Annotated in this window: 11 protein-coding genes; 3 read left to right on the forward strand and 8 right to left on the reverse strand. The window is 60.6% G+C overall.

Translation table 11 applies throughout. The features are described from left to right. Positions 1-118: 118 nt before the first annotated feature. Genes dhbA through G5171_RS09920 form a run of 4 tightly spaced genes read right to left on the reverse strand, consistent with a single transcriptional unit; the run spans position 119 to position 4,603 of the window. Positions 119-886, reverse strand: coding sequence for a 2,3-dihydro-2,3-dihydroxybenzoate dehydrogenase (gene dhbA / locus G5171_RS09905; protein ID WP_421260108.1), 768 nt, complete (start codon positions 884-886; stop codon positions 119-121). Beyond that, complete coding sequence (locus tag G5171_RS09910) at positions 883-1,815, reverse strand: isochorismatase family protein (RefSeq protein ID WP_421260109.1); 933 nt, start codon at positions 1,813-1,815, stop codon at positions 883-885. The genes dhbA and G5171_RS09910 overlap by 4 nt, the downstream gene beginning before the upstream one ends. Beyond that, on the reverse strand, positions 1,812-3,458 hold the full coding sequence (locus G5171_RS09915) for a (2,3-dihydroxybenzoyl)adenylate synthase (protein WP_421260110.1): 1,647 nt from the start codon (positions 3,456-3,458) through the stop codon (positions 1,812-1,814). The genes G5171_RS09910 and G5171_RS09915 overlap by 4 nt, the downstream gene beginning before the upstream one ends. Next, the gene (locus G5171_RS09920) at positions 3,455-4,603 is read right to left on the reverse strand and encodes an isochorismate synthase (protein ID WP_421260111.1); all 1,149 of its coding nucleotides are present in this window, start codon (positions 4,601-4,603) and stop codon (positions 3,455-3,457) included. The genes G5171_RS09915 and G5171_RS09920 overlap by 4 nt, the downstream gene beginning before the upstream one ends. 266 nt (positions 4,604-4,869) lie before the next feature. Here G5171_RS09920 and G5171_RS09925 point away from each other — a divergent pair, with 266 nt between their 5' ends. After that, complete coding sequence (locus G5171_RS09925) at positions 4,870-6,822, forward strand: TonB-dependent receptor domain-containing protein (RefSeq protein ID WP_421260112.1); 1,953 nt, start codon at positions 4,870-4,872, stop codon at positions 6,820-6,822. 125 nt (positions 6,823-6,947) lie between these two features. Continuing rightward, positions 6,948-8,012 carry a 3-deoxy-7-phosphoheptulonate synthase gene (locus G5171_RS09930; RefSeq protein WP_421260113.1) on the forward strand — a complete coding sequence of 355 codons (1,065 nt, stop codon included), beginning with the start codon at positions 6,948-6,950 and terminating at the stop codon, positions 8,010-8,012. Between the two features lie 77 nt (positions 8,013-8,089). On the opposite strand, the gene G5171_RS09935 is transcribed toward G5171_RS09930, so the two are convergent. The 3 genes from G5171_RS09935 to G5171_RS09945 all read right to left on the reverse strand — a co-directional run bounded on the left by G5171_RS09935 (position 8,090) and on the right by G5171_RS09945 (position 13,771). After that, on the reverse strand, positions 8,090-9,088 hold the full coding sequence (locus G5171_RS09935) for a LacI family DNA-binding transcriptional regulator (RefSeq protein ID WP_069527099.1): 999 nt from the start codon (positions 9,086-9,088) through the stop codon (positions 8,090-8,092). 177 nt (positions 9,089-9,265) lie between these two features. After that, positions 9,266-11,167, reverse strand: a complete 1,902-nt coding sequence (locus G5171_RS09940; protein WP_040066126.1) for a transglycosylase SLT domain-containing protein — start codon at positions 11,165-11,167, stop codon at positions 9,266-9,268. A 99-nt stretch (positions 11,168-11,266) separates the two neighbouring features. Continuing rightward, complete coding sequence (locus G5171_RS09945; protein ID WP_421260114.1) at positions 11,267-13,771, reverse strand: putative bifunctional diguanylate cyclase/phosphodiesterase; 2,505 nt, start codon at positions 13,769-13,771, stop codon at positions 11,267-11,269. 368 nt (positions 13,772-14,139) lie between these two features. Here G5171_RS09945 and hpf point away from each other — a divergent pair, with 368 nt between their 5' ends. After that, positions 14,140-14,478, forward strand: coding sequence for a ribosome hibernation-promoting factor, HPF/YfiA family (hpf, locus tag G5171_RS09950; RefSeq protein WP_005334257.1), 339 nt, complete (start codon positions 14,140-14,142; stop codon positions 14,476-14,478). 111 nt (positions 14,479-14,589) lie between these two features. Here the strand turns inward: hpf and G5171_RS09955 are convergent, their stop codons facing one another. Beyond that, positions 14,590-15,099, reverse strand: coding sequence for a VC2046/SO_2500 family protein (locus tag G5171_RS09955; protein ID WP_421260115.1), 510 nt, complete (start codon positions 15,097-15,099; stop codon positions 14,590-14,592). Positions 15,100-15,297 lie beyond the last annotated feature (198 nt).

Here is a 15,297-nt window from a genome sequence, read left to right on the forward strand (position 1 = left end):
TCCTTGCGCAAACATCGAGCGGGCAGCGGCTTGCCCCTGCCCGCATGGCTGAAAAGCGAGGAGGCAAGGCCTCCTCCATAAAGAGAGTGTCACGCCTGCCAGATCGGCAGTGCGCTGGCTAAACCCCCAGGGTGGCACCGCCATCGACCACCAGATCCTGCAGTGTGATATGGCTAGCGGCATCGGAGGCGAGAAACAGCACGCAGGCAGCCACCTCGTCGGGGGTCCCGAGCTTGCCAAGGGGGATACCCAGCTTGAACTGCCCGGGCAGGCCCGCGATGGTACGCAGCTCTCCTTCCTGCTGCGCCGCCTCCCCCTCCTGCCACATGCCGTACAGCATCGGGGTTCGGGTCGAGCCCGGCGACACCAGATTGCAGCGCACGCCGTAGGGGGCAAATTCCAGCCCTGCCGTTTGAGTGAGGCTGGTCAGCGCCGCCTTGGAGGCGCCATAGATGCCCATCCCCACTCGCGGCACCCGACCAGCATTGGAGGAGACATTGACGATGGCGCCCCTGCGCCGCCCCTGAAACCAGGGGGTCAGGGCCCGCATCAGGTAGAAGGGGGCGAAGGTATTGATGGCGAAAGTGCGCTGCAAGAGGGCGTCATCCACCTCATCGAGCCTGCCGATCGCCAGTACGCCAGCGACATTGACCAGCACATCGGGCCCCAGCCCCTCGTCCAGCAGCTGTTCGCAGCAGCGGGTCACGGCCTCGCTGTCACTCACGTCGAGCACCACGCCCTTCACGTTGCCGGGCAGCGCCTCGGCCAGTTGCAGATCGAACGCCACCACGCTGGCCCCCGCCTCGGCAAAGGTGCGCGCCACCGCATGGCCAATACCCTGCGCCGCGCCGGTCACCCAGACGGTTCTGCCTTGCCACTCGCTCATGGGGTGCACTCCGGTTCGCTGACGTGAACTTCGTTGACCTGACGAGCCTTGGCCTGACTGACATTAAGCTGACGGGAGAGGAGCACCCACCAGTGAGCCAGAGTCGGCGTGCGGGCCAGCTCGACCAGCGCCACCACCAGCCCCTGCTGGCGCCACTCTTCCACCAGCCCCATCACAGCCAGCGAGTCGAGACCGTAGTCGAGCAGGTTGTCATCCTCGGTGGGCTGCTCCTGCTGCATCTCGGCGGGCAGCCGCGCCAACACCTGAGCACGCAGTGACTCTCGAGTCAGAGGGCGTTTGCTGGCCGCCATCACCTCGGCCACGGTAATCACGCGACCGGCATTGCGGCTGACGTAGGAGAGCGCCAGCAGATGATCCTCGCGGGAGAAGTCGGCGATGGCATCAGCTACCAGGAAGGGGCGGATATCGCGCATAAAAGCATCGACCGCCGTCTGCATCACCCCGATATGGCCGTAGATGCCGCAGATCACCAGCTGATCCCGCCCCCATCCGGCCATCAGCTCTGCCAGCGTAGAGCGGCAAAAAGCACTGTAGCGCCACTTGGTCAGCACCGTATCCTGCGGCTCGGGCGCCAGCGCAGGAACGATTGGTTGACGCTCCGGCGCTCGGGTCAATCCGGGCCCCCACATGTCATTGAGCAGCGCCCGATCGGCCTGACTCTGCTCGGCGGGCTGGGCGGTATAGACCACCGGCATGCCGAGAGCACGCGCCTGACGGATCAGGGTGGCGATATGGTCGATGACCTGATTGATCAGCGGATTGTCCGGCCCGTAGAAGTCAACGAAATAGTGCTGCATATCGTGGACCAGCAAGGCGGCGCGGCCCGGTTCGAAGGGCCAGTTCACCCGCCCGGTGGGCAGCTCCTCAGCGGTGGGCAGCGGATAGGCGGCGAGGGATTGAATGGTCATGCACACTCCTTGGCGAGCTGCTCGCGCAGCCTCTGTTTGTCTATCTTGCCGACCGGGGTGTGGGGCAGTAGCTCCACCAGCACCAGGCGATCGGGTAGTTTGTAATCGGCCACCCCCTGCTCGCGCAGGAAACGGCGCAAGCGGGGCAAATTGAGGGGCTCGCGGCACATCAGAAAGGCGCAGCTGCGCTCCCCGAGCATGGGATCAGGCATGGCGACCAGCGCCGCCTGCCGCACCTCCGGGTGGGTCAGCAGCAGCTCTTCAATCTCGAGGGCGTCGATCTTCTCCCCGCCCCGGTTGATCTGATCCTTGTTGCGCCCCACCACCATCAGATGACCGCCGGGCAAGCGGCAGACAAGATCGCCGGTGCAGTAGAAACCGTCCCGGTCAAAAGCACGCTGATTGTGGGCCTCGGCCTTGAAGTAGCCGCGAAAGGTGTAGGGACCACGCGTCCAGAGTTCTCCACACTCACCATCGGGCAAGGGGCGCCCGTCGCTATCCCGTACCTCCACCTCGTCGCCCGGGCTCATCGGACGGCCCTGGGTATTGACGATGTGCCACTGGTCATCCTCGATGCGGGTGTAGTTGACCAGCCCCTCGGCCATGCCGAACACCTGCTGCAAGCGGCAGCCAAGGCGGCTCGCTACCGCCTCGGCGTGAACCGGGCTGAGGCGCGCACCGCCCACCTGCACACACTCCAGAGAGGTCTGTGGATAGTGACTGGCCGCCTCCAGCCAGAGCGCCAGAGCCGGTGGCACCAGGGCCGCCCAGTTAACCTGATGGCGCTGCACCAGCGGCAGACAGGTTGCCGCGGAAGGATCCTTTGCCAGCACCACGCAGCCACCGGCATAAAACACCCCGAGTGCCCCGGGGGAGCTCAGGGGAAAGTTGTGAGGCGCCGGCAGGGCGCAGAGATAGATCACCCGCTCATCCCAACCACACACCGCCACGCTCTGGCGCACGCTGTAGCCATAGTCATCGTGGGTACGGGGGATTAGTTTGGGGGTGCCGGTACTGCCGCCGGAGAGCTGGAAAAAGGCGACCTGATCGGCTGGGGTAGGAGTTGGCGCAGTGGCCGCCAGCGGCGAACCATCAGCACGAGCTATGGGGTCAGGCCGACGCCATGCAAATCCAGACTGAAGATCGGTGCCTTCAACCTGCTCGAACAGCAGTGTCTGGCAGGAAGGCGATACCCGCTCATCAAGGGCCACAAGGCTTCCCGTTTCACCGGCATAGCCGGGGTGAGAGGAGCTGAGTACCAGCAAGGCGGGCTCAATCTGGCGGGCAAAGGCCACCAGCTCGCGCCGCTGATGGCTGTAGAGGGCATGCACCGCCACCACTCCGCAGCGGATCAGGGCAAACCAGCAGATATAGAACTCGGCGCAGTTGGGCAACTGCACCAGAGCGGTATCGCCATGGCCCAGCCCGCGCGCTGCCAGCCGCGCCGCCAGCGCATCGACCTCACGCTTTAACTGGCCATAACTGAGGGTGCGTTCGCCGCAGATCAGGGCCGTGCGCTCGGGATAACGTTCGGCAGATTCATCGAGCAGGGCGGTGAGCGGTTGTCCGCGCCACCAACCTTGTGCCCGGTAGTGGGCCGCCAGCTCGGCGGGCCAGGGAGTAAAGGGCACCAGCGGCTTCATGTTGTCACCTCCGGCTCCCGGCTCTCGAGGCCGAAGGCGCGCAGCATGGTGCCGAGCTTGGCGGCGGTCTCTTGCCACTCTGCTTCCGGCGAGGAGCCCACCACCACCCCGGCACCGGCATAGAGCCGCAGCTGCTTGCCGGCCAGCACGCCACAGCGAATGGTGACTACCCACTCGCCATTGCCATCGGCATCCATCCAGCCGACGGCGCCACAGTAGAAGCGGCGATCGTACCCCTCAAGCCGGGAGATGGCCTGACGCGCAGCCGAGAGCGGCGTGCCGCATACCGCCGGCGTCGGGTGCAACGCCAGCGCCAGTGCCAGCACGGGAGAGGGTTCATGGAGCCGCCCGGCGATACGGGTCGAGAGGTGCCACATGGTAGGAGTGGCGATCACCTGCGGCTCCAGAGGGACATCCAGCTCGCGGCAGAAGGGAGCGAGGGCCGCAGCGACCGCATCGGCCACCAGCGCATGTTCATAGCGATCTTTTTGCGCCCCCAGCAGTTCGGCACTGGCCGTCTGTTGATCGGAAAACGCGTGGCGCGGACGGGAGCCCGCCAGCGGATTGCTCACCACCGCCATCTCGCTGCGTGATACCAGCAGCTCGGGGCTGGCGCCAAGCAGGGTCTCTCCCTCCGGCAGCGGGATCTGGAACACATATGCGCCCGGATTCTGGGCCAGCAGAGAGCCAAAGGCGTGTGCAGGTGAGCTCTGCTCTGCGCTCTGCACGTCGATGGCGCGCGACAGCACCACCTTCTCAAGCTGCCCCTCGCTGAACTGCTGCAGCGCCGCCCGCACCGCCCCCTGATAGTGGGCAGCGCCGGTCACTTCACTCACCTCACCATGGAGCTGGCAACAGCGGGCGGGCAACAGGGCATCCCTTGCGACCCACTGCGATTGCGCCGGGATCACCAGATGCCAGGGGGATTGGGTATCAAACGGGATGGCGCCGATGGCGATGGGATTGACCATCCCCTGCTGGCGCAACTGACGCAGATGGGCGAGCAGTTTTTCCGGTGGGATGCCGGTAAAACTGTCGTGGATACCGGAAGCGACCAGTACCCTGTCACCGCTGGCAAAACAGCACACTTTATCCAGCCCGGCCGCAGTGGCGGGCCACTCTCCTTCCAGTGCATGGTCACACATGACGGTGCTACTCCTTGGAATGAATCACTACCTGAAACGACAGAATGTGAGTCATTTGACCCACCCTGTCGCAGAGTGAGCGGCATCCTAACAAGGAGTGAAAAAACGATCAATACAAATGATAATCAATTTCATTAACTTCTTTTTAGTCAAAAGAGAGGGGCGAACGAAACCGAACATCACCGATAAAAAAGAGTTGCGATCGGAGCAAATTCAATTTGATAATGATAACGCTTATCATTTGAATGTTATGGAAGATGTAAATAATGAAATCCTCAACCTCCCGTTTTATTGCCCCCAGCCTGCTGGCCACCACCATAGTCACCCTGCTGACCCAGCAAGCCATCGCCGCCAGCAACGCCCCTCAAGCTGATGAGGTGATCACTGTCACCACCACGGCGCACAATACCCGCTCGGCCCCCGCCTCCATCTCGGTTATCAGTGCCGAACAGATCAAGGCCGCACCGGTCAATGACCTTGCCGACCTGCTGCGCCACGAAGTGGGCATCCAGGCCGAGACCGATACCAATGGCCGCAGCGATATCGGCATTCGCGGCATGTCGGGCAAATACACCCTGGTGCTGGTGGATGGCAAACGCCTCTCCTCCTCCAATGCCCTGTGGCGCGGTGGCAACTTCGACAACACCCCCGTGCCCCTTGGTATGATCGAGCGGGTCGAGGTGATCCGCGGCCCCATGTCGGCACTTTACGGCTCCGATGCCATCGGCGGTGTCATCAACATCATCACCAAGCAGCCGAGCAAAACCTGGCAAGGGGCAGCCGATGCCGACTTCAAGGCCATCGAAGGCAAGGATGGCGGCGATCAGCACAGAACCAACCTGGGCTTTACCGGCCCGCTGACCGATAACCTGCTGATCCGGATGAATGGCGAAGTGTACGACCGTCAGGCCTGGACTCCGCCCGAAGCGGCCGACGGCATCCCCCTCATCGAAGCCAAACAGACCCGTAACTTTGCCTCCACCCTGAGCTGGCTGGTGGATGAGCAGCAACGCTTCGAGTTTGACTATCTCTACAACCAGGATGAGCGGCCTCTCGATATCTTCCGCAAGACCGGCAACAAGGTTCACAGCCGCCAGCAGCAGAATGATCGCAACCTGTTTGGCCTGACTCACAAGGGGAACTGGAGCTGGGGTGACACCACCGTCATGGCCAACTACGAGACCTCCCAGATCGACGACTTCAACACCAGCTACTCTGCCCCACAGCAGCGGGAGCTGGAAGAGAACACCTTGACCCTCAAGGGCTATACCAACCTGGCGCTGGCCAACCACTACCTGACCCTGGGTGGTGAATATCTGGATCGGGAGCTGGTGGATGCGGTGAGCTACAAGGATATCGGCGGCAAGGAGAGTCACTCCCAGGAGGCGCTGTTCGCTCAGGACGAGATCGGCCTGACCGACAGCCTGACCTTCACGCTGGGCGGCCGTTACGATCACCACGAGATCTACGGCAGCCACTTCACCCCGCGCGGCTATCTGGTCTATGAGATGAACGATGTGGTGACCGTCAAGGGCGGGGTCAGCCAGGCCTTCAAGGCTCCGGCACCACACCAGTACTCCAACGGCTACAGCATCGAGAGCTGCGGCGGCAGCTGCCGCATCTATGGCAGCGACAAGGTCAAGCCGGAAACCAGCACCAACTACGAGCTGGGAGTCATCGCAGGAGAAGGGATCTGGGAGACCAGCGCCACCCTGTTCTACTCCGACATCGACGACATGCTCACCTTCAAGCAGTTGCCGAACTCCACTGACCGCACCTGGTACAACCTGGAGAAAGCCACTACCAAGGGGCTGGAACTGACCGGCAAGCTCGATCTGACCGACGATATCAACCTCGGCGCCAACTACACCTACCTCAAGGCTGAAGGCGATCAGGGTCAGGCTCTGCCCGAGCGGCCTGAGCACAAGGCCAATGCCAAGATCACCTGGCAGGCCACCGAGCGGGTTAATGCCTTTGTCGGCACCACCTACACCGGCACCCAGTTTGCCGAGCAGACCGTCAACAAGGTTGTCGTACTGCACAAGCTGCCCAGCTATCAGACCTTCGATCTCGGCACCGGCTTCAAGGTCACCGAGAACTTTGACCTGCGACTGGGGATCAACAACCTGACCGACGTGCGCCTGCAAGAGAAAGATACTGTCTTCCAGAACGTGGAACCGGGTCGCAGCTACTACGTCAGCGGCTCAGCCCGCTTCTAAGGTAGCCAAGGCCGATATAACAGAGCGCGGGCCCATGCCCGCGCTCTGTTAACCAAGAGAATAAGGGGAAGATCCCCACTGGACAGCAAAGAGCATGCAGATTTCCATTTTCATCAGGATCGCTCATGTTCACCTCACTTCTGAATGCTTCACCCCTTGCCACCCTGCCCACCCCTGACGAGATGTTAAAGGCCAGACCCTGTCCGGCACGGCTCACTCGCCAGATCGCTCGCAGCCGCCAGCAAGCCCGCCATATTCTGCAGGGAGAGGCTGATCGCCTGCTGCTGGTGATCGGCCCCTGCTCCATTCACGATCCGGCAGCCGCCCGCGACTATGGTGGCCGGCTCGCTGAACTGCAGGGCCAATACGGGGAGCAGCTGCAACTGGTGATGCGCACCTATTTCGAAAAGCCGCGCACGACGCTCGGCTGGAAAGGATTTATCTTCGATCCCGACCTCGATGGCAGCGATCGACTGGAAAAGGGCCTATCCCAGGCCCGGGAGTTACTTCTGGCCCTTGGACAGGAAGGGCTCGCCTGTGCCACCGAATTTCTCGATCTCACCAGCATGCTCTATCTGGGGGATCTCATCAGCTGGGGTGCCATTGGCGCTCGCACCACCGAATCCCAGCTCCACCGCCAGCTGGCCTCGGCCCTTCCCTGCCCCATCGGCTTTAAAAACGGCACCGATGGCAATATCCGGATCGCGGTAGAGGCGATCCTCGCCAGCCGGGCGGCCCACCTCTATACCCAGCCTTCCGGTGATGGCCAGCTGGCACTGGTGCGCAGCCATGGCAACCCCGACTGCCACCTGATCCTACGCGGTGGCCGCCAGCCAAACTATCAGAGCAGTCATGTGGCAGAGGCTGGCGAGCTGCTGCGCCAGCATCATCTGTCACCCCGGCTGATGATCGATTGCAGCCACGGCAACAGCCAGAAACAACATGCCCGCCAGCTGCTGGTTGCCCGTGACATTGCCGACCAGCTGGGTGCTGGTAGCCATGCCATCGCCGCCATCATGGTGGAAAGTTTTATCTGCGAAGGGCGTCAGGAGATTGGCAGCAAACCGCTGCGCTACGGCCAGTCGATCACCGATAGCTGCATCGGCTGGGAACAGACAAGGCAACTGCTCGATATGGTGGCAGAAGGGGTTGAGGCGCGCCGTCAGCAGCGGATCGCCCTGGCGGGATAAATGGCGGATTATTCAGATAACGCAGAAAAGAGTGTGGCCCCGATGGGGCCACCTTGTTGTTCGCTGTTTGACACTCGTCAGGCGACTGACTCCCGCTCCACCAGCTGGGCTTCAAACTTGAGCGCCAGGCCGTCCACCGGCTTGTGATCGAGCAGACGCAGCGCCAGCTCGGCAGCGCGGCTGCCCATCTCCTCGATGGGGTAGCGCACCGTGGTGAGCTTGGGATAGATGTAGCGGGCGTAGGGGATATCGTCGAACCCCACCACCGACACCTGCTGCGGGATCTTGTAACCCCGCTCCAGCAGGCAAGAGATGGCGCCGGCCACCATACCGTCGTTGAAACCGAGCACGGCCGTGAACTCGACACCACGGGCCAACAGTTCACTCATCGCCACATAGCCGCCATTTTCGTCGGCATAGGCGCGGCTGACGAGTGCAGGATCAAAGGCGATCCCGGCTCTGGCCAGAGTTTGGGTGTAACCGGCCATCCGCTGCTGACCATCGACAAACTCTTCATCATCGGAGGTGATAAAGGCGATGTTGCGATGACCGGCATCCAGCAAGTGCTGGCACGCGGTGGTGATCCCCGCCTGGTTATCGAGCCAGACGCAGCGATCCTCAAAGCCCGGCACCTGACGGTTGATGAAAACGATGGGGGTAGAGCCTGCCGCCAGCTCGCTCAGCTCCTCGTCCGGAAGCGCCTTGCTGTGGAGGATCAGCGCATCGCACTGGCGCTGCAGCAGCGCCTGAATGGCGTGACGCTCGCGGGCGATATCGTGGTTGCCAGACATGACGATGGTGAACTTGTTGGCCTGATCGACCATGGTTTCGATGCCACGCATCATCTGGGCAAAGAAGGGGCCGCCGCAGAGGTCGCCAACCAGCACGCCAATGCAGTTGGAACGCTTGCTGACCAGTGCCTGGGCAAAACTGTTGGGTCGAAAATTCAGTTCCTTCATGGCCGCCAGTACGGCCTCACGCTTTTCCGGTGCTACCTGTGCCGTGTTGTTGATAACCCGCGACACGGTGGAGATAGACACATTTGCCAGCTGAGAAACGTCTTTAATCGTTGCCACTATCCATTCCTTTATTGTGGGGGAACCTGTCGGTGCCGACGCCCGAGTATACCCTGCGGCCTGATGCAATTCCCGGAGCCAGGTCACCAGGCATGTTTCCTTTGGTAACAAAACCTTACCCGATGATACCCGGCGGCAGGGGAATTTGAAAACAGGGGCCGGCTGGCGGCCCCCGACTCAATAGGCGTGATTGAGCTCCCGCTCTGACATGAAGCGCAGCGGCTGCTGCAGCTTGTGCTGATAAATGAGATCGAACGACAACACGTTTTGCACGTAGTTGCGGGTCTCCTTGTAGGGAATACTCTCGACCCAGACATCCATCGGCTTGTTGTCACTCTGCTCTCGCCAGCGTTTTACCCGTCCCGGCCCGGCGTTGTAGGCGGCCGCCGCCAAGATCCGGTTGCCGTCATAGACATCCAGCAAGCGCTTGAGATAGGCGCTCCCCAGACGAATATTCATCGTCGGATCAAACAGTTGCTGCTCGTTACGATAGGGCACCCCCAGCTTGCCGGCAGTCTCTTTGGCGGTGGCCGGCATCAGCTGCATCAGACCGCGCGCCCCCACCGGCGACTGGGCCAGCGGATAGAGGGCACTCTCCTGACGGGAAATGGCATAGAGCAAACTGGTGTTCATGGTGCGCTCTTGCGCCATCTGGGAGAAGGTGCGCTTGAGCGGCAGCGGGAAGCGCAGGTCGAGGGCATCCCACGCTTCGGCGCGAATGCTGGCGAGAATGGCCAGCTCGTGCCACCCCTGATTGAGGGCGATATGACCAAACTCGATACGCTGGGCCACCGGATTGCGATCCATGTTGTGGATCCACTCCGAGCGGGCCGCCGCAATCTCGTTCATCGACAGCAGCTCGCGCACCCGCAACAAGAAGGGCCAGCGCTGGCTGGCCGTACGCCAGTCCGGTACATGCTTGACGCTCTGGTTCTTGATGCGATAAGGCACCCCGGTGCGCTGGGCTGCCATGAAACCGTAGAAACCGCGCAGGTTGGCGGTCTCCAGATAGAGATCCCGCGCCGGTTTTTGCTGCCCCTGCACTTCAAGGGAGCGCGCCATCCAGTAGCGCCAGCGATCCTCTTTCTGACGGGCCATCGGCATCATCTTCACCCAGCCGGAGAGGCCACGCCAATCCTGCTCCCAGATGGCCAGTCGCGCCCGCAGCTCGGTAATGTCGGGATCCGCCAGCTTTTTCACCGTGCTATCGACCCAGCTGCGCTGGGCAATGGAGCGATCCAGCAGCAGGCGGCGGGCAATGGCACGCTCTACCGGTTTCACCTCGGCCTGGGTCAGGCCAAAACGGCTGCGAAACAGCGCCAGCTGGCGCAGCACCGACTCCGGCTCCTGATTGGCGTAGCGAGTCAAACCGAGGGAGAGCAGCTTGCGGGAATAGGGGTTGCTGCTGAAATAGGCAGGGTTCATCGCCTTGGCGGGCTGCTCGAACAGGGTCACCATCTGATCGCCATAGCTCTGCAAGCCGCTACCCAGGGTCGCGCCAAGGTGGCGGATTAGATTGGGATTTTCCGCCTCGAACGCCAGCGTCATCCGCTGCCAGATCTTCTCCTGGGTACGCTGACCGGATGCCTGCCACAGCTGGAACAGCGGTGAGCAGGCATCGGGACGGGATTGGCCGCTCATCCAGATCTTGCCCGCCCCCTGCAACGCCTCTTTCGGCTTGCCGGTGTAATAGAGCGCCTGATAGTGCATGCAGAGCAGGTCGGTGGAGCTCGGCTTGGCCGGATAGAAGCGCAGGAACTGTGACCACTGCTGGCTCTGGGCCAGATAGGTCAGATAACTGCGCTCCAGCCGGTTGGACTGGGGAGTATCCCCATGCTGGCGGATAAAGCGGGTCACATCGTTGTAATCCGCCGCCCCCGGACGAAAGGCGAGCTGATAGTAGTCGAGATAGGGCAACAAGGGATAATGGGTCAAACGGGCACGAATTTGCTGGAAACGGGCCTGGTCATTGGCCCGTACGGCGTCATACGCCTGACGGTAGAGCGTCTGGTCGGCAGTCTGCGCCATCAGGGTCGGCACGAACAGCGCCGACAAAACAATTCCCCATACAGCTTTCACTGAACATCTCCATTGAGGGCAATACACCGCCCGCTGGCGGTGGGTCTACTGCCTCTCATTCTACCCGTTGCCGGGCAGCGCTACAGCGGGGAGCAGGGACTATTTTTCTGCCTCGCTCAGCTGCATTTCGCGCAGTTGCTCCGGTCTGGTCAGCCGCTGTACATATTTCTCCAGATAGGGCACCGGCAGCGGCTTGGAGGCGAGATAGCCCTGATAGAAACTGCACCCCTGCGCCTTGAGAAACTCCAGTTGCTGACGGGACTCCACCCCTTCCGCCGTGACGTTGAACCCCATATGTCGCGCCATGGCGATCACCGCCTCAACGATGGCCATGTTGTCACCATCTTTCGGGATGTCCTGAATGAAGGAGCGGTCGATCTTGAGCTCATCGGCAGGCAGCCGCTTGAGGTAGCTCAGGGAGGAGTAGCCGGCACCAAAATCGTCGATGGCAAAGCTGATGCCGAGTCCCTTGAGCTCGGTCATCTTGCTGATGGTGTCCTCGGCATGACCCAGTACCACGGATTCGGTGATCTCCAGATTGAGGCAGGCCGGATCCATGCCGGTTTGCGCCAGCACATCATGGATCCGCTCGACAAAATCGGTGGCGTGGAACTGCTTGGCGCTCACGTTGACCGAGATCTGCGGAATGTGGATACCATTCTCTTCCCACAGCACATACTGGGCGCAGGCCTCATAAAGCACCCAGTTGCCGATGTCGACAATCAGGTCCGTCTCCTCGGCGATGGGAATAAACTCGGCTGGCGAGACCAGCGAGCGACCGGCAGGTTGCCAGCGGATCAGCGCCTCGACACCAATGATGTCACCGCCGTCCACCATGTGCTGCGGCTGATAGTAAAGGGTCAGCTCCTGCTGACTGAGGGCGTTGCGCAATTCGTTGTGAATAAGCAGACGGCGATCCGCCTGTTGCTGCATCGAGGCATCGAAGAAGCGACGGGTCTTGCGACCAGCGGACTTGGCCTGATACATGGCAGTATCTGCCTGCTTGAGCAGATCATCGACCCCCTGCTCCCGATCCGGAAACAGGGTGATACCGACGCTGGCGCCGATGTGCAGCACCTGACCTGCATAGGTATAAGGAGCGGCAATCTCGGTGATGAGACGCTCGGCAATGATATCGGCCTGCATCTCTGCCTGGGGCGGGCTGGCAGAGAGCGATGGCAGCAGCAGTACAAACTCGTCACCGCCGAGACGCGCCAGGCAATCCCCTTGCCGCACCAGCCGTTTGAGACGGGCGGCGACCTCTTTGAGCAGCCAGTCACCGGTGGCGTGGCCGAGGGAGTCGTTGATGGTCTTGAAGTGATCGAGATCGATAAAGAGCAGCGCGCCAATCAGGCCGTTTCGGATCGCCTCATTGAACGTCTGTACCAGGGTTTCATGCAATTGACGACGATTGGGCAACCCGGTCAGCTCGTCGTAATAAGCGAGATCCTGAATGCGTCGCTCGGCCGCCTTGCGCTCGGAGATATCCTCGAAGCAGATGACAAAGTGGCTGATCACCCCTTTTTCATCCTGCACCGGCGTCACTATCTCCCACTGGGGGTAGGTGTGACCATCGGCATGACGACGCAGAGTTTCTCCCTGCCAGCGGTTGAGAGGGTTGAGCTCGTAGCCCAGCCCTCCAAGATTGGGCCAGAGATCCTCTTCCAGCTGCAGACCCAGTACGGAGTGGCTGTCAAAACCGGTGATCTGGCTGAAGGCGTTGTTGACCCGCAGGATCTTGAACCCCGGATCCGTGATGATGATCCCTTCGTGGGTCTCGAATGCAACGGCAGAGAGGCGCATCTGGGCATCGGATTGCAGTCGCTCCAGCTCGGCTACCATCCGTACCGAGAAGGTATTGAGCACCGAGGTGAGGTTGCTGGTATCTGCCGGGGCCGAATAGAGCAGCGCCAGATGGCCCAGAAGTTGGCTTCTAGCATCAAATAGCGGCTGACCATAATAAGTCTGCCCGGCCGCCAGCCAGGGTTGATACTCCTGCGACTCGTCAATCACCTCGAAACAGATGGCCCCTTGCTTGTAGAGCTCCTGACAGGGGGAGCCCGCCAGCGGGTAGTCTTTAAGCGTCAGCCCGTCGGCAGCCAGCACTTTGACCCGGTCGGCACCGCACAACTCCCCCACCCAGACCGCATCCACCTTGAGGATATGGGCCAGCTGACTGACCAGGGTATTGAAGAAATCGAGCCCGGTGCGGGCAGAGAGCGCCTGCGCCAACTGGGTTAGCAGGGTGGTTTGCAGCAACGGCAAAGAGAGGTTGAGAGAGGAGACCGCACTGTTGGCGGTATCAAGAGGGGCCAGCCAGCCACAGCAGATCTGCTGGGTGGGCACAAACTGCCCGCTCCAGAGCACATGGTTGAGCTGCCCCCGATCATCCTTCAGATGACCGATGAACTGTTCAGGCAGATGTGATTCATGAAGCCGGACAAGAAAATCGGCAAAGCCTTCCTCATCTTCCGGTAACAGGCGAGCGGCCCAGGGATGATTGCCCTCCCCTTGCCACTGCTGGTAGGCCCCCTGATCAGAGAGACTCCACTGATCATGTTGCCGATCGAAAAACCACATGACTTGCGTGGCTTGCTGCTTCATTTACCACTCCAACACAACAACCAACCACGTTTGATGTCCAATCAGGCATAGCAACGCCCCCTGCATCCGCTCATCAGAGCAGAGGTTGCGAGGGAAGAGTACAAACATGCGATATCAAGCAGTGAAAACCGGACATGAGGTCGACACGAAGTGCTGCCAAGAAGGGACAGAAACGATCCTATTCCCGTCATACTGCCTGCCAGTTTCATGGAGCTCAAGCTGTTTTTGGCACGAAACCGGAAAAGATCACAATTTATAAGTTGCTGAATAGCCAAGGGAAGCTTATGTGACATAGATCACATTTCAATCTTTGCCAATGAGTAATCTGAAGGTGAAGACACAAGCAAGACGACCCGAAGGGGGCCAATATGAAAATCGAAATTACCAGCAAAATCATCGACATCACCCCGGCTATCCGCGAGCGCATCGAATCCCGTTTTGAAAAGCTCGAACGTCTTCAGGTGCCTCTCATCACACCCCATGTGATTGTTTCCAAAGAGCGTCTGATGTTCACTGTCGAAGCCAGTGCTGGCATCCCCAACGGCAAACTGTTTGCTCAGGCAGAGCATGAGGATCTCTACGCCGCCATCAACGAACTGGGGCAAAAACTGGAGCGCCAACTCAACCGTCACACCGAAAAGCCGATTGCCCGTCGTGCCAATGCCGCGCTCAAAGAGCAGCCGCAACCGGATGAAGCTGACGCTTGATAGCATGCCGCAAGGCTAAAAATTCTAAAGAGCATAAAGGCGGGGTTACCCGCCTTTTTGTTGCCTGTGATTTGCCGACAAGCATCGCGTTACACCAGTGAACAGGCGCCATCAACTGAGCCAGTGCAACCGGGTATCCACCCCCTCTTGCAAACGATCGAGGATCGGCAGCAATATCAGCGGATCCTCCTGGCGTGGCATATCGGCCAGCTTTCCTTGCAACCGCTCCCGCGCCAGCGGTGACAGGTTGTCGTAGACAGCCTCATCGAGCAGTGGCTGTTTGACCGCCAGCGGCGGTGTTTGCAGCGCCAGCCAGAGCCGCACATCCACCATGCTTCCCCCTTGCTGCAACCGCTCATTGATGGCACTGCAGTCACTCCCCGCCCCTTCAGCCACCAGCACCTCGGCCGGTCTCAGCGCAAAGTGCAGACGCCAGTCACGGCTCTGGGAACTGGCCGCCGGTTTGGCATCAAACCAGGGCTGCTCCTCCACCGCATCAGTCAGCAGGGCCAGATGCAACCGGAAATCCGCCCGATCACCATGCTGCAGGTCATGGTTGAGGCGCTGCCCCAACTGGCCCTCATCAACGAGCAGGTGATTACGGATTGAACTGGGCAGCATGAGATAACTCTAGAAAATGGCGATTTCATTGGTTATCGGCCACAAATCCAATTCTTTTAATGGAAAAATCCTGCTTGGGGGTTTCCAAAATCAGAAGATCTGTTAGTATGCGCCTCGCACTTGTGGAGGGGTTCCCGAGCGGCCAAAGGGATCAGACTGTAAATCTGACGGCTCTGCCTTCGAAGGTTCGAATCCTTC

The sequence above is a fragment of the Aeromonas sp. 600774 genome (assembly GCF_049175075.1).
Classification (GTDB): Bacteria; Pseudomonadota; Gammaproteobacteria; order Enterobacterales; family Aeromonadaceae; genus Aeromonas; species Aeromonas veronii_A.

Excerpts from the sequence above, each read along its gene's own strand:
- G5171_RS09955 (WP_421260115.1), bottom strand. The coding sequence starts at position 15,099 with ATGCTGCCCAGTTCAATCCGTAATCACCTGCTCGTTGATGAGGGCCAG.
- G5171_RS09915 (WP_421260110.1), bottom strand. The coding sequence starts at position 3,458 with ATGAAGCCGCTGGTGCCCTTTACTCCCTGGCCCGCCGAGCTGGCGGCC.
- G5171_RS09945 (WP_421260114.1), bottom strand. The coding sequence starts at position 13,771 with ATGAAGCAGCAAGCCACGCAAGTCATGTGGTTTTTCGATCGGCAACAT.
- G5171_RS09910 (WP_421260109.1), bottom strand. The coding sequence starts at position 1,815 with ATGACCATTCAATCCCTCGCCGCCTATCCGCTGCCCACCGCTGAGGAG.
- G5171_RS09925 (WP_421260112.1), top strand. The coding sequence starts at position 4,870 with ATGAAATCCTCAACCTCCCGTTTTATTGCCCCCAGCCTGCTGGCCACC.
- dhbA (WP_421260108.1), bottom strand. The coding sequence starts at position 886 with ATGAGCGAGTGGCAAGGCAGAACCGTCTGGGTGACCGGCGCGGCGCAG.
- hpf (WP_005334257.1), top strand. The coding sequence starts at position 14,140 with ATGAAAATCGAAATTACCAGCAAAATCATCGACATCACCCCGGCTATC.
- G5171_RS09920 (WP_421260111.1), bottom strand. The coding sequence starts at position 4,603 with ATGTGTGACCATGCACTGGAAGGAGAGTGGCCCGCCACTGCGGCCGGG.
- G5171_RS09930 (WP_421260113.1), top strand. The coding sequence starts at position 6,948 with ATGTTCACCTCACTTCTGAATGCTTCACCCCTTGCCACCCTGCCCACC.